Genomic DNA, 20,305 nt, shown 5'->3' with positions numbered 1-20,305 from the left:
TTCAACACATTGGCGAATGTGGATGAAGCTGGACCTAAACCAAAGGGATCCATAACATGAATCCCCAAAACTTTGGCATCATCTATGAAACGATCCAAGTGGTCTGGATCAACTGTTAAAACATCAAACCCTTCATTCAAAAGTTGAGCTTCAATTTTCCTAAGACCGTAAGGGGCTTGTAAAACCACACCATCCCTATTCTTAACTGGAGGGAAGAACAACCATCTAAAAAGCCATTCTGGAACCACATTTGGCGGTGCAGAAGCACCAAAACCTAAGAATTCCTGGTTGTGGTGATTGCTCATGAGAGTCCTATCAGCCGTCAACAGCACCTTCATTCCCTTATAATCACCATTCGAAAAACGAATATACTACCTAAAAAGTCTTTCTACCATAAAACGGCTAGTATAGATCAATAAACATGTGAAATGGAATTCAACTATGAAGGTTAACCATCAAATAAACTCTTCAAGTTCAGAATCCTTTTAACATCCCAAACCTCGAGCTTTTCAGGAGTTCTAGGAAGCATGTCGGCATTGGGCAGGAAGAGGATTCTCCTACAATTGAATCTACTTAGCTTATCTTCGATCTTTGATAATTCAATTCCACTAATATCCCCCCACTTTACTTCAACTACAACATTCAATTGCCTGAAATCTGTTAAAGCTATATCCACTTCAAAATCCCTCTCAACTATCTTCTCAGCCCATAAGCCAAAAATCTTCGATAACAATTTCGATAAGAACCTTTCAACATAATGTGGAATTTTCAATTCCAAAACCTTCCTAGCTTGTGACGGTTGAATATCTCTTTCACTAATACCATACTTTGCATCGAGATAGTAATAATAGTCTGTTACTGGTGAAGCGTGATAATAATAGTATTTGTTCTTACCATAAATTTTAACCTTTTCAAGTAAGCCAATGTGCTCTAGGATCTTTAGGTATGGATGAACGAAGCTTGGGCTTTCAGCTGGTATAAGCTTGAGGGAGTATAGTTGAGATGTGATTTCAGTGGATAGCATCTTGCCATCGGCAACAGCCTTCAATATAGCATCATAAACCCTAGAGTAACTCCTCTCCTCCTCAGTGAATATCTCACCAATGAGTGAGGGGACTGTTAACCTTATAGTGTATGGCAGAGATTCAAAGAATTCTTCAGAAGCCTCCCAGAGAGGGATAAGCCACGGCTCCCTTAGAAATATGGAATACTCTAAAAGTCTTCTAGAATCTTTAATGTATTTTTGCATGTTTTGTAAAATATCCATTTCATCGATTATTCCCATTTTGAAATCTGAGAATAGACCAAGGATGGGGGAGGATGCTTCAAAAATCTCCTTAGATAGCCAAAGCGTCGATGTTACTGCTATAAGTTTCCCCTTAACACCCATACCATGAAGTACATCTAAAAACTCCTTTGGTAAACGTTGAAACTCATCCACCACTATCGTTTCATCATTCTCCAACCCTTTAATAAGCTCTCTCCTAAAGGCATCATAACCTATGGTTTCATCGTCAATAAATATGCTTCCACTCCTACCAATGAAATAATATTTATCCCACTTAACATTATTCCTAATGAAAAAGCTCTTACCAACCTTCCTTCTCCCATAAACCAAAACCCATCTACCAACATTCCTCCACCGATCCAAATCACTAAATCTGATTATACTAACCATAATTAGTATAATTATAATTAGCAACAAATAAATTTTCCCATGGAACATAAGTAATCTTAGAGTGATAGAGCTTAGCTAAAGAAAGAGATATACAAAATTATGAAGGTAATCTCACTCTTAAATGCATGTATGTTAATATGCTGATGAATCCAAATTTTAATTAAATTTAATTTAAATTAATTTTAGTTTAAAAAAGTTTAATATTCAATTTATAAACTCATAATTGATGATTGAAGTAATTGTTGTAGAGGATTACTGGGAGATGAGTAGGAAGGCTGCACAAATAATTGCGAGACATGTATGGGATGACCCTGAAAGTGTAATTGGACTTGCCACTGGCAGTACACCCATTGGAATGTATGATGAATTGATAAAGATGTTTAAACATGGATTAATAGACTTCTCAAAAACTGTAACTTTCAATTTGGATGAATATTGGCCTATGAAGAAGAGTAGTCCATACAGCTACCACTACTATATGAGACAGTACTTCTTCAACCATGTAAACATTAAACCTGAAAATATACATATACCGGATGGTGAAGTTAAGTGGGAGGATATTGACGAGCATTGCTCATGGTATGAGGATGAAATTAAGAGTCATGGCGGAATAGATATACAAGTACTTGGAATAGGTGGAGGATACTATGATGCTGATGGAAGATATATCGGCGGCCACATAGGGTTCAATGAGCCTGGATCACCATTCGATAGTAGAACGAGACTTGTAAAACTTTCAGAGCAAACCAGGAGCGATAATTCAAGATTCTTCATGAGAATAGAGGAAGTCCCACATTACGCTATAACCATGGGGATAGCAACAATAATGGAAGCAAGGGAAATAATACTCTTAGCTTCAGGGGAGCATAAAGCCAACAGCATTAGGGAAGCAGTTGAAGGGCCATTAACAAATATGGTTCCAGCATCAATACTACAAAAACACAGAAATGTTAAGTTCATAATAGATAAGGGGGCTGCCTCAAGGCTTACCCAAACCATAATGCCATGGCTCCATGGAAATGTAAATTGGAGTTTGGAGGTTAGGAAGGCTTATAATGGTTTTGAAAACCTCATAACTAGAGCATTAACTTTAACATCAATGAAAATGGGGAAGGAGATAATGAAGATAGATTTAAACGACCTAGCAACTTTAAAACTTGAGGAACTAGCCAAATTCGATTTGAACGAATTGAAGAGAAGGGTATTAGAAGATTTGAAGAGTAAAGTTATGGATTACGATAAAACTCCAAGGGGGAGGAGGATACTAATATTCTCACCACATCCAGATGATGACGTAATATGCGTAGGGGCAACGATGAAAATATTAAATGACGCTGGAAACGACGTTAGAATTGCATACATGGTTTCAGGGAATATAGCCGTAAGGGATGACGATATAATAGAAATTGCAAATGAAATTTCCTACAATAAAGAGGATTTAATTGAAAACCTAAAGCTTGGGAGAATCCCAATAAAGACATTAATGGATTTAAAAGCCAAAGTCAGAATGATGGAAGCAATAAATGCCGCTAAAACATTAGGTATAGATGAAGGGAAAATATACTTCCTCAGATTACCATTCTACGAAACTGGCTTCATAATAAAGAATCCAATAACAGAAATGGATGTAAATGCAACAATCAAAGTTATTGAAGAAGTAAAACCGGAAATAATCATAATGCCAGGGGAAGTGGATGACCCCCATGGAACCCATGGGAAATGCATAGAAATAATAAATAAATCCCTTGAAAAATTGAACTTAAGAAATGAAATTGATATGTGGCTGTATAAGGGTGGATGGGAAGAGTACATGATATATGAAGCCAACATAATAGTTCCATTCAATAGGGAGTTAATGAATTTGAAGATTGAAGCCATAAAGAAGCATAAATCCCAATTAACACCACTATTCCAAGGCTTAGATCCAAGACCATTCTGGAAGAGGGCTTTAGATAGAAACAAGTTTAACGGAGATATTCTTAGGAGGATTGGATTAATAGACGCAGAATACGCAGAACTACTCAAACGCCAAAAACTGTGATGTGAAACATTTATTTAAAGGAGAAAACAATTAAAAGTTCTGAAGCACCACTAATCAGCCCTTCAAATATGGGGGCTGATGTAAAGTGGTGCAATTCCAATGCACATTATGTGGTGAATGTTGCAAATGGTACTGGATTCCACTAACACATCTGGATACACTTAGACTGAAAATATATGGAAACCATAACCTAAAGAGGATTCTAGACTTAAGAAGTTCAGACGATAATGATGAATTTACAGTGGAAGTAGAGGAGGGGAGATACCATCTGGCTTTAGCTAAAATTGAAGATACATGCATATTCTTAAATGATGGCAAATGCATTGTTCACGACTATAAACCCCTTACATGCAGATTCTACCCATTCATGTACTCAGTGGGATACAATGGGAGGATAACCATAGAAGTTAATAGCGAAGCTGTAGGAAAATGCCCAGGACTAAAAATCGACTCAAAAATAATACCAAAAGAGATTAGGGAGAATTTAAGGAAGCTTGCAAGGATAAGGTTACTCGAGAAGCAGCTTTGGATAAATACTATCAAATCTTGGAATGAAAATGATGGTAGAAAGAGGAGCTTAAAGGAGTTAATAGAATTCATAGTTAAGAGAGCTGAAGCTGATATGAATTATCTCTCAAAATTAGGCGTCTGGGTTAAATAAATGTGAATTAAGATTCAGGATTTACGAGTTTCCATATCAAACCTCTTAAGCTCCTCTATATTCCACAATTCAGATGGATCTGGCTTAACTACGGAAAACCACTCATCAAGAATCTCCCTAGCAACTTCCTCCGAGAGTAATCTAGCACTCAATGCAAGCACATTTGCATCATTCCAAAGTCTAGCACCCCTAGCAGTTTTAGCATCAAAACATAAAGCTGCACGAACCCCACAAACCTTATTTGCAGCTATACTAACCCCAGTACCAGTATAACATATGACTATACCCATATCCACTTCACCCCTAGCCACAAGTTCAGCAACTTCCAAGCCAACCTTAACCCATGGATAAGGATTACCAGTGGATAGGGAACCTATGGGGATTACCTCAACCCCCCTCCTCTTAAGCTCTTCAACAATGAATCGAGCAATACTGTAATTATCATCTGAACCTACAGCAACCTTCATACAATAGAAAATCAGTGAAGGGGGGGATAAAAGAGTTACTGAAGAAACCTCTTAACCTCCTCGAGGAATTCATCTCTGGATTCAATTTTAAATGGGAATCCAACATAGGATTTTATGGCGCTTAAATCCTTCATTCCAGATCCTGTTAGAATACAGACTATGGTTTCATCTTTATCGATATCACCATAATCCATTAGCTTCCTCAAAACAGCCACGGAAGCTGCTGAAGCAGGCTCAACAAATAGCCCCTCAGAAATAGCTAAAATCTTCTGGAAGTTGAGGATAATGTCATCTGAAACAGACTCAGCAATCCCCTTGAAGTTTCTAAGTATCCTTAAAACCCTATTACCACTAGCTAGGGATGGGTTGGGGTTGGAAATTGAATGGGCAACTGTCTTCGCATCCCCCCAAGGCTTCAAACCTCCTCCACTCTTAAATGCCTCCACTATCGGTGCACAACCACTACTCTGAACACAAATCATCCTTGGAAGCTTATCTATAAACCCAAGTTCATAGAATTCCATAAACCCCTTCCAAATAGCACTAAAATTCCCACCACTACTCGTCGGAACGATAACTATGTCTGGAGCCTTCCAGCCGAGTTGCTCACAAATCTCATATGCAACTGTCTTTTGACCCTCAACCCTCATGGGACTATCTGAATGAACAAGATATAAACCATAATTCAAAGAAGCTTCAAAGGATAACTTATAAAGTTCAGGGTATGGTAGATCTAAAGAGAAAACCTTTGGATCATAGTATAATGTTTGTAGAACCTTCTCCATGGGCGTTCCATGTGGAATTAGAATGAAGCATTTCAATCCAGCTTTAGTTGCATATGCAGAGAGCGATGAAGCCATATTCCCAGTGGAAGCACACCCAACAGCTTTAGCTCCAATCTCCAAAGCCTTTGAAACCCCAACAGTAGACCCCCTATCCTTAAAGGAACCAGTTGGATTTCTACTCTCATCCTTAAAGAACAAGTTTCTAAATCCAAATAAACGTGAAATCCTCTCACTCCTCAATAGTGGAGTTCCACCCTCAAATAAAGTGACAATTCTATCCCCCCTCACTGGTAGGAGCTCCCTATAACGCCAAACCCCAAACACCCTAGACTTAAAAGACTCTTTACTAACAACATTCTTCAAAGATTCATAATCATAAATCACAGTTAAAGGTTCATTACATTCAAGACATCTAAAAGCATAGCTATCCAACGGGAACTCTCTACCACAAACCTCACATTTCATGGATAAAGCATAACCCAACAGGCATCACCCTCAAACAGTACACATTACAAGTTTAATCAAATAACTACTATTTAAAGTGTGGTTTTGAAACTGTTAAATCCAAGTAACCTCAATAATAATTGTTGGTGATTCAATGGTTGACATGATAATTAGAGGGGGACATTTATTAACTATGAAAGGTAATGGTGTTGGATACATTGAGGATGGAGCTATAGCCATAGAAGATGGAAGGATAATTGCTGTTGGGAAGAGTGGGGATGTGGAATCAAAAGTTGGTGGAGCAGAAGATAGGATATATGCCCATGGAAAGATAGTTATGCCTGGACTAATAAATGCCCACGTCCACACATACATGACCATAGCCAGAGGATTATGTCAAGACGTTCCAGAAATAGAATGGATGATAAAGACAGTTTCACCACTAACAAAACACCTAACACCAGAATTAGCTGTGAAATCATCTAGACTCGCAGTTCTGGAGGGGGTGAAGACTGGCACAACCCTATTCTCAGATTACGGCCCATACATGATGGAAATAAATAGTGAAGTACATTCCAAAATGGGGGTTAGAGCATTAACATGCACACCAATAAGCGAAGTTAAAAGTCTAGTTGGACAAAATCCATATGAACCATACCAATTCGACTTAGAACTTGGGGAAAGGAGGATTAAGGAGGCGATGCAACTAATTGAGAAGTGGCATAATTGGGGTAATGGGAGAATAAGATGTTGCCTTGGACCCGTAGCAGCAGACATGCTAACCAAAGAAACGTTGTTAAAAGTGAAGAGAATTGCTGAAGAATTAAATCTTCCAATACACTTCCACTTAGCTCAAGGGGGGAGGGAAGCAATACAAATAAAATTGAGATACAATACGACAACAGTCAAGTACCTTGAATCCATAGGATTCTTATCTGAAAAGGTTATGGGAGTACACTGCCATGGAGCCAGCGATGAAGAACTAAAGATAATGGTGAGTAGGGGGGTTAAAATGGTGAGTTGCCCAACAGCCATAGCATTAATAGATGGATTAATATCACCACTAAATCAATACATACAGCTTGGTGGAATGGCATGTATAGGGAGTGATCAAGCCAATGGGAATAATAGTGTAAACATGTTCAATGAAATGAGGATGGCTGCAATACTAAATAAAGTGAAACACAAAGACCCAACAGTTCTACCAGCATGGAAAATCCTCAGATTAGCCACAATTGAGGGAGCTCAATGCATAGGATTTGGAGATATAGTAGGCTCATTGGAAGAGGGTAAGAGAGCTGACATAATAATATTGAATTTAAAGAAGCCAAACCTAACACCAGTAATAGATAAACCGATAAGAAACATAACCTTCAACCTCGTGCACAGTGCCAATGGAAGTGAAGTTGAAACAGTAATAATTGATGGTAAAGTAGTCGTGGAGAATGGCGTTTACAAGGTTATGAGTGAAGAGGATATAATTGAAGATGCACAGAAAGCTTCAAATAAACTCATGGATATGGCAGCTGAAGATTATGTGAATTCAAACCCACTTATAATGAAGTACGCTAAGGAAAACCTCATATGAAATCATCGACTAAAAATACGTCTAAAACGCCACGTGTATGGTAAAGCCTCCCGCAACCCCTCAATAACATTAAACATGCTCTCAACATAAGATTTGAAAGCTGAAATGAAACTTTTGAAATCCAATTTACCCTCAAACCCCCTAACGTGAAACCATGATGGAGAATAATCCTTAGGCAAGTATCGTATCCAACGCTTCAACCATTCATCTATGAAGTTAAGGTCGAAGAACATTAGATGTGGGATGTAAGACTCAAATAATTGTGGTGTAGCAGTCTTCTCCAGAATTCTCCCAGACTCATCACCCTTAATTACAGCCATGTAATTCAAATGATTCCTCCAAAAATCACAAGCCTCAAAACCCTCAGCAGTATATGGCACATACATGAAGAAGGAAATTAAACCCATCGATAAGAAGCCTACACCGAACCCAGCAACTATAACGTAGAGAGCTTTAAAGAGGCTAAATAATTGTGGATTTAGAGGTGGGGAAGAGAACATCAAAATGCTGGCAATTATAAGGGCTATGGAAAGCCCTACAGGTATTGATAATAGAAGTATCCTCTTAACCTTAAACCTACTCTTAAGATACCCCCTCTCAACAAGCCTAGATTCAACTTTAAACTCCACATCCCTCTGAATATCATCAAAGAAGGAGAGGAAGGATTTTGCATTCTTACAAGACAAAGCTAAACGTAGAATATCCCCATCAAAAACGTTTAAATCATACCTCCTCAAATTCCTCAAAGCATCCTCCGTTGATGAAGTGAAAGAGAAAAATGCATTCCTCTCCCCCTCATCATACTCTATATTCAAAACACCCCTCCTAGCCAATTCAAGAATCTCACTTAAAGCAGCCTCATAATCCAACTCCCTATTCAACAAATATGAAACCTCAATTGGAGACAAATTTGAGGGTTGAACGACCATTGATGGTAAAGCATACTCTTCAAAATGCGCCATAAACCTCCTCCTCTTAAAAAACCAAAACATAAAAGTTCCAAAGGTTGAGAATAGTATCACAATTAACGCTATTTCCAGCGGATAATCCTTAATTATACGGAAACTGTCTGGTTTAGGCTCATACATCTTTGGGAAAAACATGGAAATTCTACAACCAGTATAGGCTGGAACATTGCTATAATTAAAGAGTATAGTGGTGTAGTTGTCTGAGTAGAATATACTTTGAGGGGTTGGATCCACCTTAAATAGAGTGCTACTGGATATGTTCCCAGGAATTTTAAGTATGATGCACACTGAATTTATTGCAACCTCGAAATCCCTACCCACAGGATCCCAGTTAATTGAATTCTGCAATGAATCAATGAGCTTCAATCCACCATAAACCCTATAATTAAACATAAAAGTAACTTCGCGAGGTGGATTAACCACACTATGATATACAACTGTAACATCACGATGATAAATCGTTAGAATAACCCGTTGCAAATTATAAAATGCCCTAACACCAGTCAAATTTACACCATAAGCCTTAGCGGATAGAAAATCGACATAATCCACATCACTAAGTGGAATCAACCTACTAAAAGAGGAAAATGTGCCATGAACATATTTCACAGTAATATTCTCGTAAACCATGAATGTACCATCAGGGTAAACCTCAACAACAATGGACATTGAGGGAATCTCATAAATCTTAGATGGAATTTGAGATGGGAATATTTGAGGATGCGTAAATGCAATTTCGGGGGCTAAGGAAAAGATTATTAGTAGAAGTGAAAACGAAAACCAAAATAGTTTACTGTAAAATGTAGGCATATCAAATTAAACTGTGAATTGGAATGTTAAAAAAGTTTGTTGAAATTGAATTTATGCAGGCTACCCAACCCTACCTCCCCCACCACCAAGCCCCCCTCTACCGCCAAAACCGCCTCCAATGAATGGTCCACCACCAGTGGCCGTCGATACTCTACTCTGAATAACGCCAAGCATACTTTCAATAGATGAATTTAAAGCTGAAATAAATGATGGGAAATCCAATTGAATACTCTCATATCCTTTAACATGGAGCCATGATGGAGAATACCGATAAAACCTCGTAACGGGTATTGACCAACGATTCAGCCATGTAGTTACATAGAATGAGTTGTATAGGAGTACATATGGAAGATAGGATTCAATCAATCTGAGTCCACTAGCCTCCTTAACAATCTTCTCAATTTCACTCTCCTTAACATTTACTAAGCTATTCAAATACTCCTTCCAATACCTATATGCTTTAGCACCATCAACCGTGTATGGTGTAAATAGGTGTAAGTATATTATGCCCACTGGTATGAAACTTAACCCAAACCCAATAGTTAATGGGTATAGGGCCTTATATAAGCTGAACAGCCATGGATTTGGAGGTGGAGAATTGAAGACATTGAAGCCAATAATAAGTGTTGCAATAAAAGCTACACCACAAATGTATATCGTTAACATCCTCTTACGCTTAAAGCCACTCTTAAAGTAGCCCATACGTGTAAGTTCAGCTTCAACCTTACTCTCAACATCCACCCTAACATCATCAAATAGGGCTATGAACTTCTTCACATCCCCAGAAGAAACAGCTAAACGTAGAATTTCAACCTCAAAGGGTTTCAAACCATACCTCTCAAAGTTCCCCAATACATCATCAGTTCTACTGGAAGGTTTGAAGTAGGTATTCCTCTTCTCCCCATCATATTCTATGTCAATGAACCCCCTCCTAGCCAACTCGAAAATCTCACTTAAAGCAGCTTCATAGCTCAACCCCCTATTCAGTAGGTATGAAACTTCCAGGGGGGAGAGGTTTAATGGTTGAGCTAATAAAGATGCTGAACCAATTTCAAAATCGGTTTTAGGCATCCTGCCCCTAAAGAACCAAAATACAATCATAACCAATGTGGAAAGCGTTACAATGGTTAAAGCCGACTCTGCAGGATAATTCTTTAATATACTTAGATTATCCGTTTTAGGCTCATAGATCTTTGGGAATAATACCACAACCCTATAACCAGTACGTGCTGGGAGATTCCTATACGTGAACAATACACTTGTATATCCATTGGAGTAAGAAACTTCCACAGGATCTGGGCTAACACTAAACAAGTTGCTACCCACAACGTTACCTGGAATCCTCACCACAACATTTACCAAACCTATTGGAACCTCCCAATCACTACCAACAGCATTCCAATCCACAGAATTCTGTAGAGAACTCGGGGAAATCAATCCACCATAAACCCTATACCTCAACATGAAAGTAGCTTCACGGGGACCTAAAACATCACGATAATAGATTGTCAGAGTCAATCTACTAAGGGTATAAGACGTTCTAACACTGGTTACATCAACACCATTAGCATCAACAGACAACAATTCAATGTAATCTAATCCCCAAAGCGGAATCCACCTCTCAAAGAAAGTGAATGATCCATAAACATACCTTATAGTAATATTCTCGGAAACCAATAAAGTGCCATCACCACAAACCTCAATATCCACAGATATCGATGGAACCTCATAAACCTTCGATTGAAGTTGCGATGAAACTGGCTGGAAAAGCAAAGCCACATAGACAAATAATATAAAGGGTATTAGGAATCTGATTTTAACTGAATTCGAATTCATTTCAAAATAAAATCTAGATTTGAGGATTTAAACATTTCGTGTAGAGCCTTATTTCGAATTATCCGTATCTCTAACCAAAACCAACAATAATAAACGTCAAATTCACACTTTCATTAAGCATGTATTGAAAGCCTTAGAAGACACATAAAAAAGGGGGAGATTAAGGATTAAGTTTAGCTTATTTTGCTGTCCAAACTATTTTACCATCTATAATTACCATTTCAACTTTACTCTTAATATCCAAGGGGTCTCCATTGAGTATTCTTAGATCTGCATCCTTCCCCTTTTCAATACTTCCAACCCTATTTGCTACTCCAAGGATTTCAGCTGGATTTATCGTTATGGCTTTCAATGCCTCATCATAGGGTAAGCCGTGTTTCGCAGCCATCATGGCACATATTGGTAGGAAGGATATTGATTGCCCTAAGGCATCTGTTTGAATTGCAAATTTAACTCCAGCCTCATATAGTATTCTCGGAGTGTTGAAGTTTAATTCCCTCATCTCCCACTTCCCCCTAGCCAGTAGGCTTGGACCCCAAACTGCAGGAACCCCCTTCTTCGCAATCCAACTGGCTATCCTATGACCTTCAGTGGCATGCTCCCAAGACAATTTAGCTCCAAATTCCTCAGCAATCCTTATAGCTGTAGCTATATCGTCAGCTCTATGGGCATGAGCTCTAAATGGTATTTCACCCCTCAAAACTTTCTCCAAGGCTTCAAGCTTCAAATCCACTTCAGGCATTTTTGATGGATCATCCTTTGCAAGCTCCTTCTTCCTCATATAATTCTTAGTCTTCTGAAGCCACTCCCTAAGAAGCCCTGCAATACCCATACGTGTAGCTGGAGTCCTCTTAAGCTCTACACCATAAACCCTCCTTGGATTCTCACCGAAAGCAATCTTCATCCCAGAAGGCTCCTTCAAAACCATCTCATCAACAACAGGTTTGGGAGCAGTCTTCAAAACTACACCCATACCTCCAATCACATTAGCACTTCCGGGGAGAATTTGAACTGTGGTTATCCCAGTTTCAAGGGCTGCTTGCAACCCTTTCTCATCAGCATTAGCTTTAATAGCATCTATAGCCCTCAAATGAGGTGTAACTGGATCTGTCATCTCATTGGTATCATCACCAAACCAACCAACAGTCTCCTCAGCAATCCCAATGTGACAGTGGGCTTCCACAAGCCCAGGCATAACAACCTTATCCCTAGCATCAATAACCTCTGCACATTCAGGTATCTTCAAATCTACACCAACATCAACGATCTTCCCATCATCAATGAGTATAGTCCCCCTCTTAAGGACACCCTTAGTTATTGTCAATATCATTGCATCCTTAATAGCCAACATGAAATATCACCATAGATACTATATGCAAATTGGATTTAAACATTACAATTGAGCAAAATTTAAGTTATAGATTCAATAGAAGAGGGGTTTATGTGGAAATATGGGTGCGTGAATTGAAGAGATGTATAGACTGTATCCATGGCCTGAAGACCCTTCAAGGGATGAAGGTAAGAGGAGGTATTATGAAGCATTAAATAAGTTTAAGGTTGCTGTGAAGCATGAATGGATGAACAAATTGATCAACTCAAAAAAGCATTTAAAGATCATAGAGTTATGTAGCGGCACAGGTATTGGTGGAATAGCATTATCAAAAATTTTAATTGAAAATGGTAAGAGTGTGGAATTAAAGATGCTGGATGCACGTAGAGAAGCTTTAGAGAAGGCCTTTAGATTTCAGCTTAAAGGAGCTTGGATTCAAAGCTCAAATTCAAGTGGTAGACATATTAAAACCAGACTACTTAGAGGGGAAGTATGATATTGCATTAATGTATGGATTCTCATCATCCCATTTCAATCCATGGGAAATGATAAAAATACTTTCATCAATCCAAGAAATAATAGTTGAAGATGGAATACTATTAATGGAAGAAGGGGATAGAATTCAAGGGGTATTCCTAAGAGGATATCAACAGATCCTACCAGAATACTCTGAAAACAAAACCGTCTTAACAATCCACAAAGATTACAATGCATTGAAGGGGGAATTCTATAGAATAATATTTGATCTGAAGAGCAGTGAGAGAAGTGAAATGAAAGTTTACTTTTGGGGCTTAGCTGAACTAATGAGCATGGTGTAGATCTTCTTCAAAGACGTTGACTTCATACCATATCAAGATGGGAATTATAGGGGGATAATAATAGCATACAAACCAAGAGGGAAACTTACACACCTCGACTTCTCACAAACACCAAAAGTCCTATATAAAGAGCATTAATAACTGCAATTAAAAATTGGATTTCATCCTGAGAAGCTTTTAATTTAGAATTCAACTCATGATAAGGACGTTACGTAGATTGAATAGTACTCCAGAATATATCACAAGTAATATTTTTCTTTTCATAAGTGAATACTATTTATCTGGTGTGTTTAGTGAGTTTTGAATTGTTGAAGAGGAGGGCTTTATCATTTTTCAAGAATGCTAAAAGTGATTATGAGCATGGAGATTATGATCTAGTCTTATTCCACGTGGAACAATCCATCCAACTCTACTTAAAGTATCTCCTATATAGGAAAATGGGGGATTATCCAAAAGTTCATTCAATAGTTAGATTATTTAAAGATGTTGCAAGAATTTATGATTCTAAGGAGTTAAATGATTTCTTAAATAGAAATCTTGAAGCAATGTACCTACTTGAAGAAGCATACATATCATCACGATACTTACCTAGAGAATATGATAAGGAGATAGCAACTAGAATATTGAAAGTTGGAGAAGAAGCTATTGAGGTGTTTAAATGCCTAGAATCACTTTAACAGATTTAGAAATCGAATATTCTAAGATTAGGAGACAATACTTGGAGAATGCAATGAAGTACTTGAAGAGGATAAAGGATATTTGCAAAACATTCGATCCGAAATGCAGAGTAATAGTTTTCGGAAGCTATGTACGTGGTGACATGAAGCCAGATAGCGACGTAGACGTACTAGTAATCACAGATAATGCAAAAGATGCTCAATATAGGGGGAAGCTGTATGTGGCAATAGCTAGAGATATAGGTTTAATAACACCCTTCGAAATACACATCATAACCAGCAAAGAATATGAGGATTGGTATAAGAAGTTTATAGACGTTCAGCAAGAAATATAGGATAGTATAACTCTTAGCTAAACAATTCGATCACAACTTTAATTAGTTTAAATTATGGAATATTGGAGGCAAATTGAGCAAATTTGGAATCCTTGAAATAAAGGTTTCACAGTAGGGAGGGTGACTGTAATGAGGTTTAATGTCCATGGGAAAAATTTCTAAGTAGAAGTGGACAATAAATTTAGTGTGTTTAGGAGTTTAGAGTGGAGGACAAATAGCATTAAAGTTGAGGATGCTGAAGAGGGTAGAGTATTAATTAAAGAGTTTGATGTCGTAAAGCCAACCTTGATATTCACATTATACAATATTGCATGCTTCGTGGATAATCTATTAAATCTGTCGATAGTTAAAACAGAGGATTACTATTTCCCATCATTAAGGGAGAGAGTGGAAAATGAAGTTAAAGCTAGGGAGATATTATCTGGATTGGGGGTTAAGTGTCCAAAGATACATTGGCGTAAGGAGAACGTTATCTGCATGGAGTATATAGATGGCAAGACCGTATTAGAATTATATAGGGATGGAAGCTTGGAAGAGGTTTATGATGTTTCCAAGAGAATTGGATTTGAAGTTAGGAAGGTGCATGAAGCAGGATATGCTTTTGTGGATTGCAGAGCTGAAAACTACATCATGAGAGATAATGGAGAGATTTATAGGTTGGATTTGGAATTCTTCACAAAGAAGACTAGGTTTAGGAGTTTATGCGACATCGTAACTTATGATGTTAGCATACTCGGATTAAGTGAAGATAAATGTATGACTGCAATAAGGGGGTTTCATGATGGTTATGGAAGGAAACTCTCGAAAACCGAGTTAGCGTACATATCACTATTCTCGTCGATATATCCATTATCGCTTAAAGAGGGGGTTGATGAAATTGCCAATAGAGCATCCAACGCCCTCACATTATTAAAGGAAAGCATAAAAGACTTAAACTTACTCAAATTGCTCAAATCATTAACCTCAAAAATGGAGGAATGATTGTTTGATTACATGCCCATTCTGCAAACGAGATTTCAGCAGAGAATTAATTTATGAGGGAAGTTATTGGAGAGTTACATTAAATGAAAATCAATACTATCTGGGTAGATGTATGATAATATTGAAGAGGCATCTTGAAGACCCCATACAACTATCAAAGATGGAAATAGAAGAACTAATAGACTTAACTGTTAAATGCGTTAAAGTTTTGAGGGAAATGTTCAACCCAAACCTATTCAATTACGCTATGCTTGGAAACATAATTAGACATGTACATTTACACGTAATACCAAGATATAGTTCTGAGAGAATATATGATGGATTAAAGTTTATTGATAGGAATTGGGGTGGACACTACTACCCATACCCAGAATTCAAAATGCCAGAAGATTCATTTAGGAAGTTGAGGGATGAAGTAAAGATTTATTGGAGTAGGGTGAAATAGGTTTATGGTGGAGGTCTTGGAAGTCTGGGAGAAAATGCTGACTAGTATGGGAATAGCATTCATAATAATAGGGGTGGCACTAATAATGATACCATTAATCGTTAAGATAATTCCATCAATATCCATTGAAAAGATACCATGGATAATACTATGGGTTTATAGGAAGGATGGCTTTACATTTGCCACCTCACCCATACTCATAATAATTGGACTAATATACCTGATATGGATAAAACTGAAATGGATACGTTGAAAATCATGATGAGTTTACATTTAAATAATTGAGTTCAGCCAATAATTAGATTGACGAAGATTGAAGGAGAATTTGAAGACAATAGTATTCAAGGTGGATCCCGAGAACCCAGAGGAAGAGAAGATAAGTGTGGCAGCGGAAGCTATAAGGAGAGGTGGAATAGTAGCATTCCCCACAGAAACAGTCTATGGACTTGGAGTAGATGCATTAAATCAGGAAGCAGTTAAGAGGATGTATGAAGTTAAGGGTAGACCTCCAGACAATCCAACAATAGTGCATATAGCAGAATTCAACGACGTATACAAGTTGGCTGTGGATGTACCTGAAGTAGCTGAGGAGCTTATGAGGAGATTCTGGCCTGGACCACTAACAATAGTATTAAAAGCTTCAAAGATAGTTCCAAGAGTTACAACAGGGGGGCTTGAAACTGTTGGTATTAGAATGCCAAAACATAAAGTGGCTTTAGCACTAATAAGGGCATCAAAAACACCCATAGCAGCTCCAAGTGCAAACATTGCTGGAAAACCAAGTCCAACCACAGCCCAACACGTGATACAAGACTTCTATGGATCAATAGATGTAATACTAGATGCAGGTCCAACTAAAATTGGAGTGGAATCCACAGTCCTAGACTTAACAACAAAACCCCCACAAATACTTAGACCTGGAGGGGTAACATATGAGGAGTTAAAGGAGGTTTTGGGGGAGGTAATTGTACATGAAGCGGCAAAAGCCAGGGAGAGTGTACAATTGATTGAAGCAAGATCCCCTGGGATGAAGTATAGGCATTATGCACCAAAAGCTGAGTTAATAGTTGTGGAGGGGGAGACTAATAGAATTGTTGAAGAAATCAAGAAGCTAATTGACGAATACTCTAAAATGGGGAAGAAGGTTGGGGTAATGGCTACAGATGAAACCATCGAGAATTATAAAACTGGAATCGTTAAGAGTGTTGGGAGTAGATTAGATTTATCCACAATAGCAAGAAACCTATTCAGAATACTGAGGGAATTCGATGATGAGGGGGTTGAAGTAATCCTCGCCGAAGGGGTTCCAGAAGAGGGACTTGGATTAGCAATAATGAATAGACTTAGAAAAGCATCAGGCTACAAAATAATACATGCCAATTAAACCCTCTAGTCAACATCCTTTATAAGGTAAACAAGTAAAGATTATTTCAGTGGGTTATATGCCGCATCCAAGTAAGGAGATCATTGAATCATGGGGTGATGAACTTAAAGGTAAGAAAATTGTGTTATGCATTTGTGGAAGTGTAGCTGCCATTAGATGTCCAGATATAGCTAGAGGGTTAATGAGACATGGAGCTGAAGTATACACGGTGATGAGTAAAGCAGCCACAGAACTCATACATCCAAATATAATGGAGTGGGCTACTGGAAACCCAGTTATCACAACCCTAACTGGCAAGATTGAACATGTGGAGCTATGTGGAAAGACTGCAACTAAAGCTGACTTGGTTTTGATAGCTCCAGCCACAGCCAACACAATAAGCAAGATAGCTTGCGGAATAGATGATACACCAGTAACAACATTTGCATCCACAGCCCTAGGAACAGGGATACCAATAATGATAGTTCCAGCAATGCATGAAACCATGTACACAAACCCATTCGTAGCTGAAAACATAAGGAAGCTGAAGGAGAAGGGGGTTATATTCATTGGACCAAGAATTGAAGAGGGGAAAGCTAAGATAGCTTCCACAGAAGAAGTTATAAATGCCGTTATAAGATTCTTCACACCAAAGACGATGACTGGGAAGAATGTCCTCATAACAGCTGGACCAACAAGAGAATACTTAGATGACGTAAAATATCTAACAACATCAAGCAGTGGGAAGATGGGTTTAGCATTAGCTGAAGAATGCATAGCTTCAGGAGCTAATGTAACAATAATCCTAGGACCCACAAACATTGAACCACCCACAGATGCAAAAGTCATACGTGTAACCACGTGTGAAGAAATGCTAAACGCCACAATAGAGGAATTAAGGGGGAGGGAGTATCAATACATATTCTTATCAGCAGCACCATTAGACTACAAATTTGCCGAAAAGTTTAGTGGGAAGATTCCAAGTGAAAGGGGTGAATTGAACGTGAAGCTTGTAGCAACACCAAAAATATCAAGTCAAGTTAGAAGATACGCTGAGAATAGCGTGATAGTAGGATTCAAAGCAGAATATGGAGTACCATTAGAAGAGATGATTGAAAGAGCATATAGGAGATTGCTGGAGAACAACCTAGACTTAATAGTGGCCAACGACGTTTCAAGAAGGGATATAGGATTCGAATCAGAATACAACGAAGTATACATCATAGATGCAAAGAAAAACGTAACACACATACCAAAAATGAAGAAGAGGATGATTGCAAGGGAAATAATTAAAAGAGCATTAGAAATCGAGAAATCCAAGAACATCAAAGCATAATTAGAATACGAAGATGGCATTTTAATAATTCAACGTAAACCTTAACATTTAGATCTAAATGCAACACTAACAACTACTATGATGAAGATCAACCCAATTATAGCGAAGTTTGGCAGGAAGAAGTTGTTCAAATTGAATATGATTAAAGAACTGAAAATGTATTCAATGTAATCAGGCCATAAGTCTCCATCACTATCATAACTTAGAGGGTTGCTCCTCAAAATCATAAACTCAAGATAATCGTTAAGACCATCACCATCACTATCAGGGTTAAGCGGGTTCGTCTTGGAAATTTTGACTTCAAACCCGTCACTTAAACCATCACCATCAGAATCAGCTAAAAGCGGATTCGTTTTAAACAGTGATATCTCTTCATGATCTGTAAGTTCATCATTATCGGTATCCCGTGTAAGTGGGTTCGTATGATAAACCTTTAATTCAACGTAATCGTTTAAACCATCATCATCGGTATCTGCTTTAAGTGGATTCGTATTGTAGAGCTTCATCTCTTCACCATCCATGAGTCCATCGGCATCAGTATCAACATTGAAGGCATTAGTCTTAAACTTGTACTCCTCGAGATTCGTTAAACCATCACCATCAGAGTCTACTGGGATAACTGAAACCTTCAATTCACTTCCAAGGATTCGTGGAGCAGAACCATAATAACGGATACAATAAAGGCCGGCATCGAGCAGTGAACTTTCAACCCCCCTCCTAAATGATACATGAAGTACGTCGCTATCTGCAAATAAACCCCACGTTGGATCAACGAAAATCCAGCCATAATTTGGGAGTAGTATTTCAACCCATGCATGACCCTCCCTCATCGTAAAAGACCCTGTTAAAGTGTCATTTAAATGGAAACCATAGCCATTAACACATCTCGATGGTATTCCAACAGCTCTACATAATGCCGTCAAGAGGTATGCATGCTCATCACATGCACCACTACCCCTAAGCAACGTTAATAGTGCACCTCTAACTTCATGTTCATATTCATACTTAATGTTCTTGTAAACCCACATAAACAATTTATAAACTGCATGATATACATTTGATTCCAAACCAACTATCTCCCTAGCCTTCCCAATTATATTCGGATCATCACATTCAATGTACCTTTCAGGCTTAGTGTACAGTAAGTACTCCTTCAAAGAAGTATTGTAAATTCCAATATTACTTGGATCTATACTACAATTAACTTGGAAAATAGTAACCATGTAAGTTATCGATGCACGGAGTTTTTGAGCCGTAAATGATTGAGGTAACTGGACTACTGCAACCTCATTACCATACTCATCAACCAAAATACCCGATATTGGATGAGAAGAATTAAATAAACTTGCAACTTGATATGGAGGAAAGTTTGGGGGAACAGCAACCCTAAGTTCAACTCTAGAATTCGCTGGGATAAATAAGTCAACACTATATGTAACTGTATAATTAACATAATTTAAAACCTTGAATACAGAATTTAATACATTAAAATCACTCAATGCACTCTTAAAAAGTGGAGTGTTGGCAGTAACTGAATTCAATGTGAAGAACATTACTAGAAGAATAATGAATGTAGAGATTAAATAACGCATTACAATCCTATGTTTAAACATGCCGTTCATGAAACTCACAATGACCATACAAGGTATGACATTAAAGTTTATTTATGTGTTGTGTCAGATACCCCTGGGATTCCTCATAAATCAGTGGACATAACTCTCATCATCCAAAAAGGCTATATT

General features: G+C 38.0%; 19 protein-coding genes and 1 pseudogene. 12 read left to right on the top strand and 8 right to left on the bottom strand.

The features are described 5' to 3' along the window. A pseudogene (locus MRT15_RS04810) lies at positions 1-338 on the bottom strand (radical SAM protein); the annotation flags it as partial. Positions 339-448: 110 nt separating this feature from the next. Continuing rightward, the gene (locus MRT15_RS04805) at positions 449-1,651 is read right to left on the bottom strand and encodes a hypothetical protein (protein ID WP_304328435.1); all 1,203 of its coding nucleotides are present in this window, start codon (positions 1,649-1,651) and stop codon (positions 449-451) included. 253 nt (positions 1,652-1,904) lie between these two features. Between MRT15_RS04805 and nagB the strand changes: the two genes are divergently transcribed. Next, complete coding sequence (nagB, locus tag MRT15_RS04800; protein WP_304328433.1) at positions 1,905-3,719, top strand: glucosamine-6-phosphate deaminase; 1,815 nt, start codon at positions 1,905-1,907, stop codon at positions 3,717-3,719. Between the two features lie 85 nt (positions 3,720-3,804). Further along, the gene (locus tag MRT15_RS04795; RefSeq protein ID WP_304328431.1) at positions 3,805-4,380 is read left to right on the top strand and encodes a YkgJ family cysteine cluster protein; all 576 of its coding nucleotides are present in this window, start codon (positions 3,805-3,807) and stop codon (positions 4,378-4,380) included. Positions 4,381-4,394: 14 nt separating this feature from the next. Here the strand turns inward: MRT15_RS04795 and MRT15_RS04790 are convergent, their stop codons facing one another. Beyond that, entirely contained in the window at positions 4,395-4,847 is a 453-nt protein-coding gene (locus tag MRT15_RS04790; protein ID WP_304328429.1) for an RpiB/LacA/LacB family sugar-phosphate isomerase, read from the bottom strand. A gap of 35 nt (positions 4,848-4,882) precedes the next feature. Then, positions 4,883-6,115, bottom strand: a complete 1,233-nt coding sequence (locus MRT15_RS04785; RefSeq protein WP_304328427.1) for a threonine synthase — start codon at positions 6,113-6,115, stop codon at positions 4,883-4,885. Between the two features lie 115 nt (positions 6,116-6,230). Here MRT15_RS04785 and MRT15_RS04780 point away from each other — a divergent pair, with 115 nt between their 5' ends. Continuing rightward, positions 6,231-7,664, top strand: coding sequence for an amidohydrolase (locus tag MRT15_RS04780; protein WP_304328425.1), 1,434 nt, complete (start codon positions 6,231-6,233; stop codon positions 7,662-7,664). A gap of 2 nt (positions 7,665-7,666) precedes the next feature. Here the strand turns inward: MRT15_RS04780 and MRT15_RS04775 are convergent, their stop codons facing one another. The 3 genes from MRT15_RS04775 to MRT15_RS04765 all read right to left on the bottom strand — a co-directional run bounded on the left by MRT15_RS04775 (position 7,667) and on the right by MRT15_RS04765 (position 12,629). Beyond that, positions 7,667-9,301, bottom strand: a complete 1,635-nt coding sequence (locus MRT15_RS04775; protein ID WP_304328423.1) for a DUF2207 domain-containing protein — start codon at positions 9,299-9,301, stop codon at positions 7,667-7,669. 201 nt (positions 9,302-9,502) lie between these two features. Further along, positions 9,503-11,278, bottom strand: coding sequence for a DUF2207 domain-containing protein (locus tag MRT15_RS04770; RefSeq protein ID WP_304328421.1), 1,776 nt, complete (start codon positions 11,276-11,278; stop codon positions 9,503-9,505). A 178-nt stretch (positions 11,279-11,456) separates the two neighbouring features. Next, a complete protein-coding gene (locus MRT15_RS04765) occupies positions 11,457-12,629 on the bottom strand; it encodes an amidohydrolase (RefSeq protein ID WP_304328419.1) in 1,173 nt (390 codons plus the stop codon). Positions 12,630-12,750: 121 nt separating this feature from the next. Here MRT15_RS04765 and MRT15_RS04760 point away from each other — a divergent pair, with 121 nt between their 5' ends. The 9 genes from MRT15_RS04760 to coaBC all read left to right on the top strand — a co-directional run bounded on the left by MRT15_RS04760 (position 12,751) and on the right by coaBC (position 18,563). Continuing rightward, the gene (locus MRT15_RS04760; protein WP_304328417.1) at positions 12,751-13,104 is read left to right on the top strand and encodes a hypothetical protein; all 354 of its coding nucleotides are present in this window, start codon (positions 12,751-12,753) and stop codon (positions 13,102-13,104) included. Beyond that, entirely contained in the window at positions 13,061-13,426 is a 366-nt protein-coding gene (locus tag MRT15_RS04755) for a hypothetical protein (protein ID WP_304328415.1), read from the top strand. The genes MRT15_RS04760 and MRT15_RS04755 overlap by 44 nt, the downstream gene beginning before the upstream one ends. A 293-nt stretch (positions 13,427-13,719) precedes the next feature. Next, the gene (locus MRT15_RS04750) at positions 13,720-14,103 is read left to right on the top strand and encodes a HEPN domain-containing protein (RefSeq protein ID WP_304328413.1); all 384 of its coding nucleotides are present in this window, start codon (positions 13,720-13,722) and stop codon (positions 14,101-14,103) included. Then, on the top strand, positions 14,085-14,438 hold the full coding sequence (locus MRT15_RS04745) for a nucleotidyltransferase domain-containing protein (protein ID WP_304328411.1): 354 nt from the start codon (positions 14,085-14,087) through the stop codon (positions 14,436-14,438). Before MRT15_RS04750 ends, MRT15_RS04745 begins: the two co-directional genes overlap by 19 nt. A 186-nt stretch (positions 14,439-14,624) precedes the next feature. Next, entirely contained in the window at positions 14,625-15,419 is a 795-nt protein-coding gene (locus MRT15_RS04740) for an RIO1 family regulatory kinase/ATPase (protein WP_304328408.1), read from the top strand. Between the two features lie 4 nt (positions 15,420-15,423). Then, a complete protein-coding gene (locus tag MRT15_RS04735) occupies positions 15,424-15,864 on the top strand; it encodes an HIT family protein (RefSeq protein ID WP_304328406.1) in 441 nt (146 codons plus the stop codon). 4 nt (positions 15,865-15,868) lie between these two features. Next, entirely contained in the window at positions 15,869-16,117 is a 249-nt protein-coding gene (locus MRT15_RS04730; protein ID WP_304328404.1) for a hypothetical protein, read from the top strand. 60 nt (positions 16,118-16,177) lie between these two features. Continuing rightward, positions 16,178-17,248 carry an L-threonylcarbamoyladenylate synthase gene (locus MRT15_RS04725; RefSeq protein ID WP_304328402.1) on the top strand — a complete coding sequence of 357 codons (1,071 nt, stop codon included), beginning with the start codon at positions 16,178-16,180 and terminating at the stop codon, positions 17,246-17,248. 58 nt (positions 17,249-17,306) lie between these two features. Beyond that, the gene (gene coaBC / locus MRT15_RS04720; protein ID WP_304328400.1) at positions 17,307-18,563 is read left to right on the top strand and encodes a bifunctional phosphopantothenoylcysteine decarboxylase/phosphopantothenate--cysteine ligase CoaBC; all 1,257 of its coding nucleotides are present in this window, start codon (positions 17,307-17,309) and stop codon (positions 18,561-18,563) included. 41 nt (positions 18,564-18,604) lie between these two features. Here coaBC and MRT15_RS04715 read toward each other — a convergent pair whose 3' ends face one another. Continuing rightward, positions 18,605-20,185 (bottom strand): transglutaminase family protein, encoded by a 1,581-nt coding sequence (locus tag MRT15_RS04715; protein WP_304328398.1) that lies wholly within the window; start codon positions 20,183-20,185, stop codon positions 18,605-18,607. Between the last annotated feature and the right edge of the window lie 120 nt (positions 20,186-20,305).

This window comes from Candidatus Culexarchaeum yellowstonense (assembly GCF_024707025.1).
GTDB lineage: Archaea > Thermoproteota > Methanomethylicia > Culexarchaeales > Culexarchaeaceae > Culexarchaeum.
The sequence above is the reverse complement of the archived record's forward strand: the minus strand, read 5'-3'. Positions and strand labels throughout refer to the sequence as shown.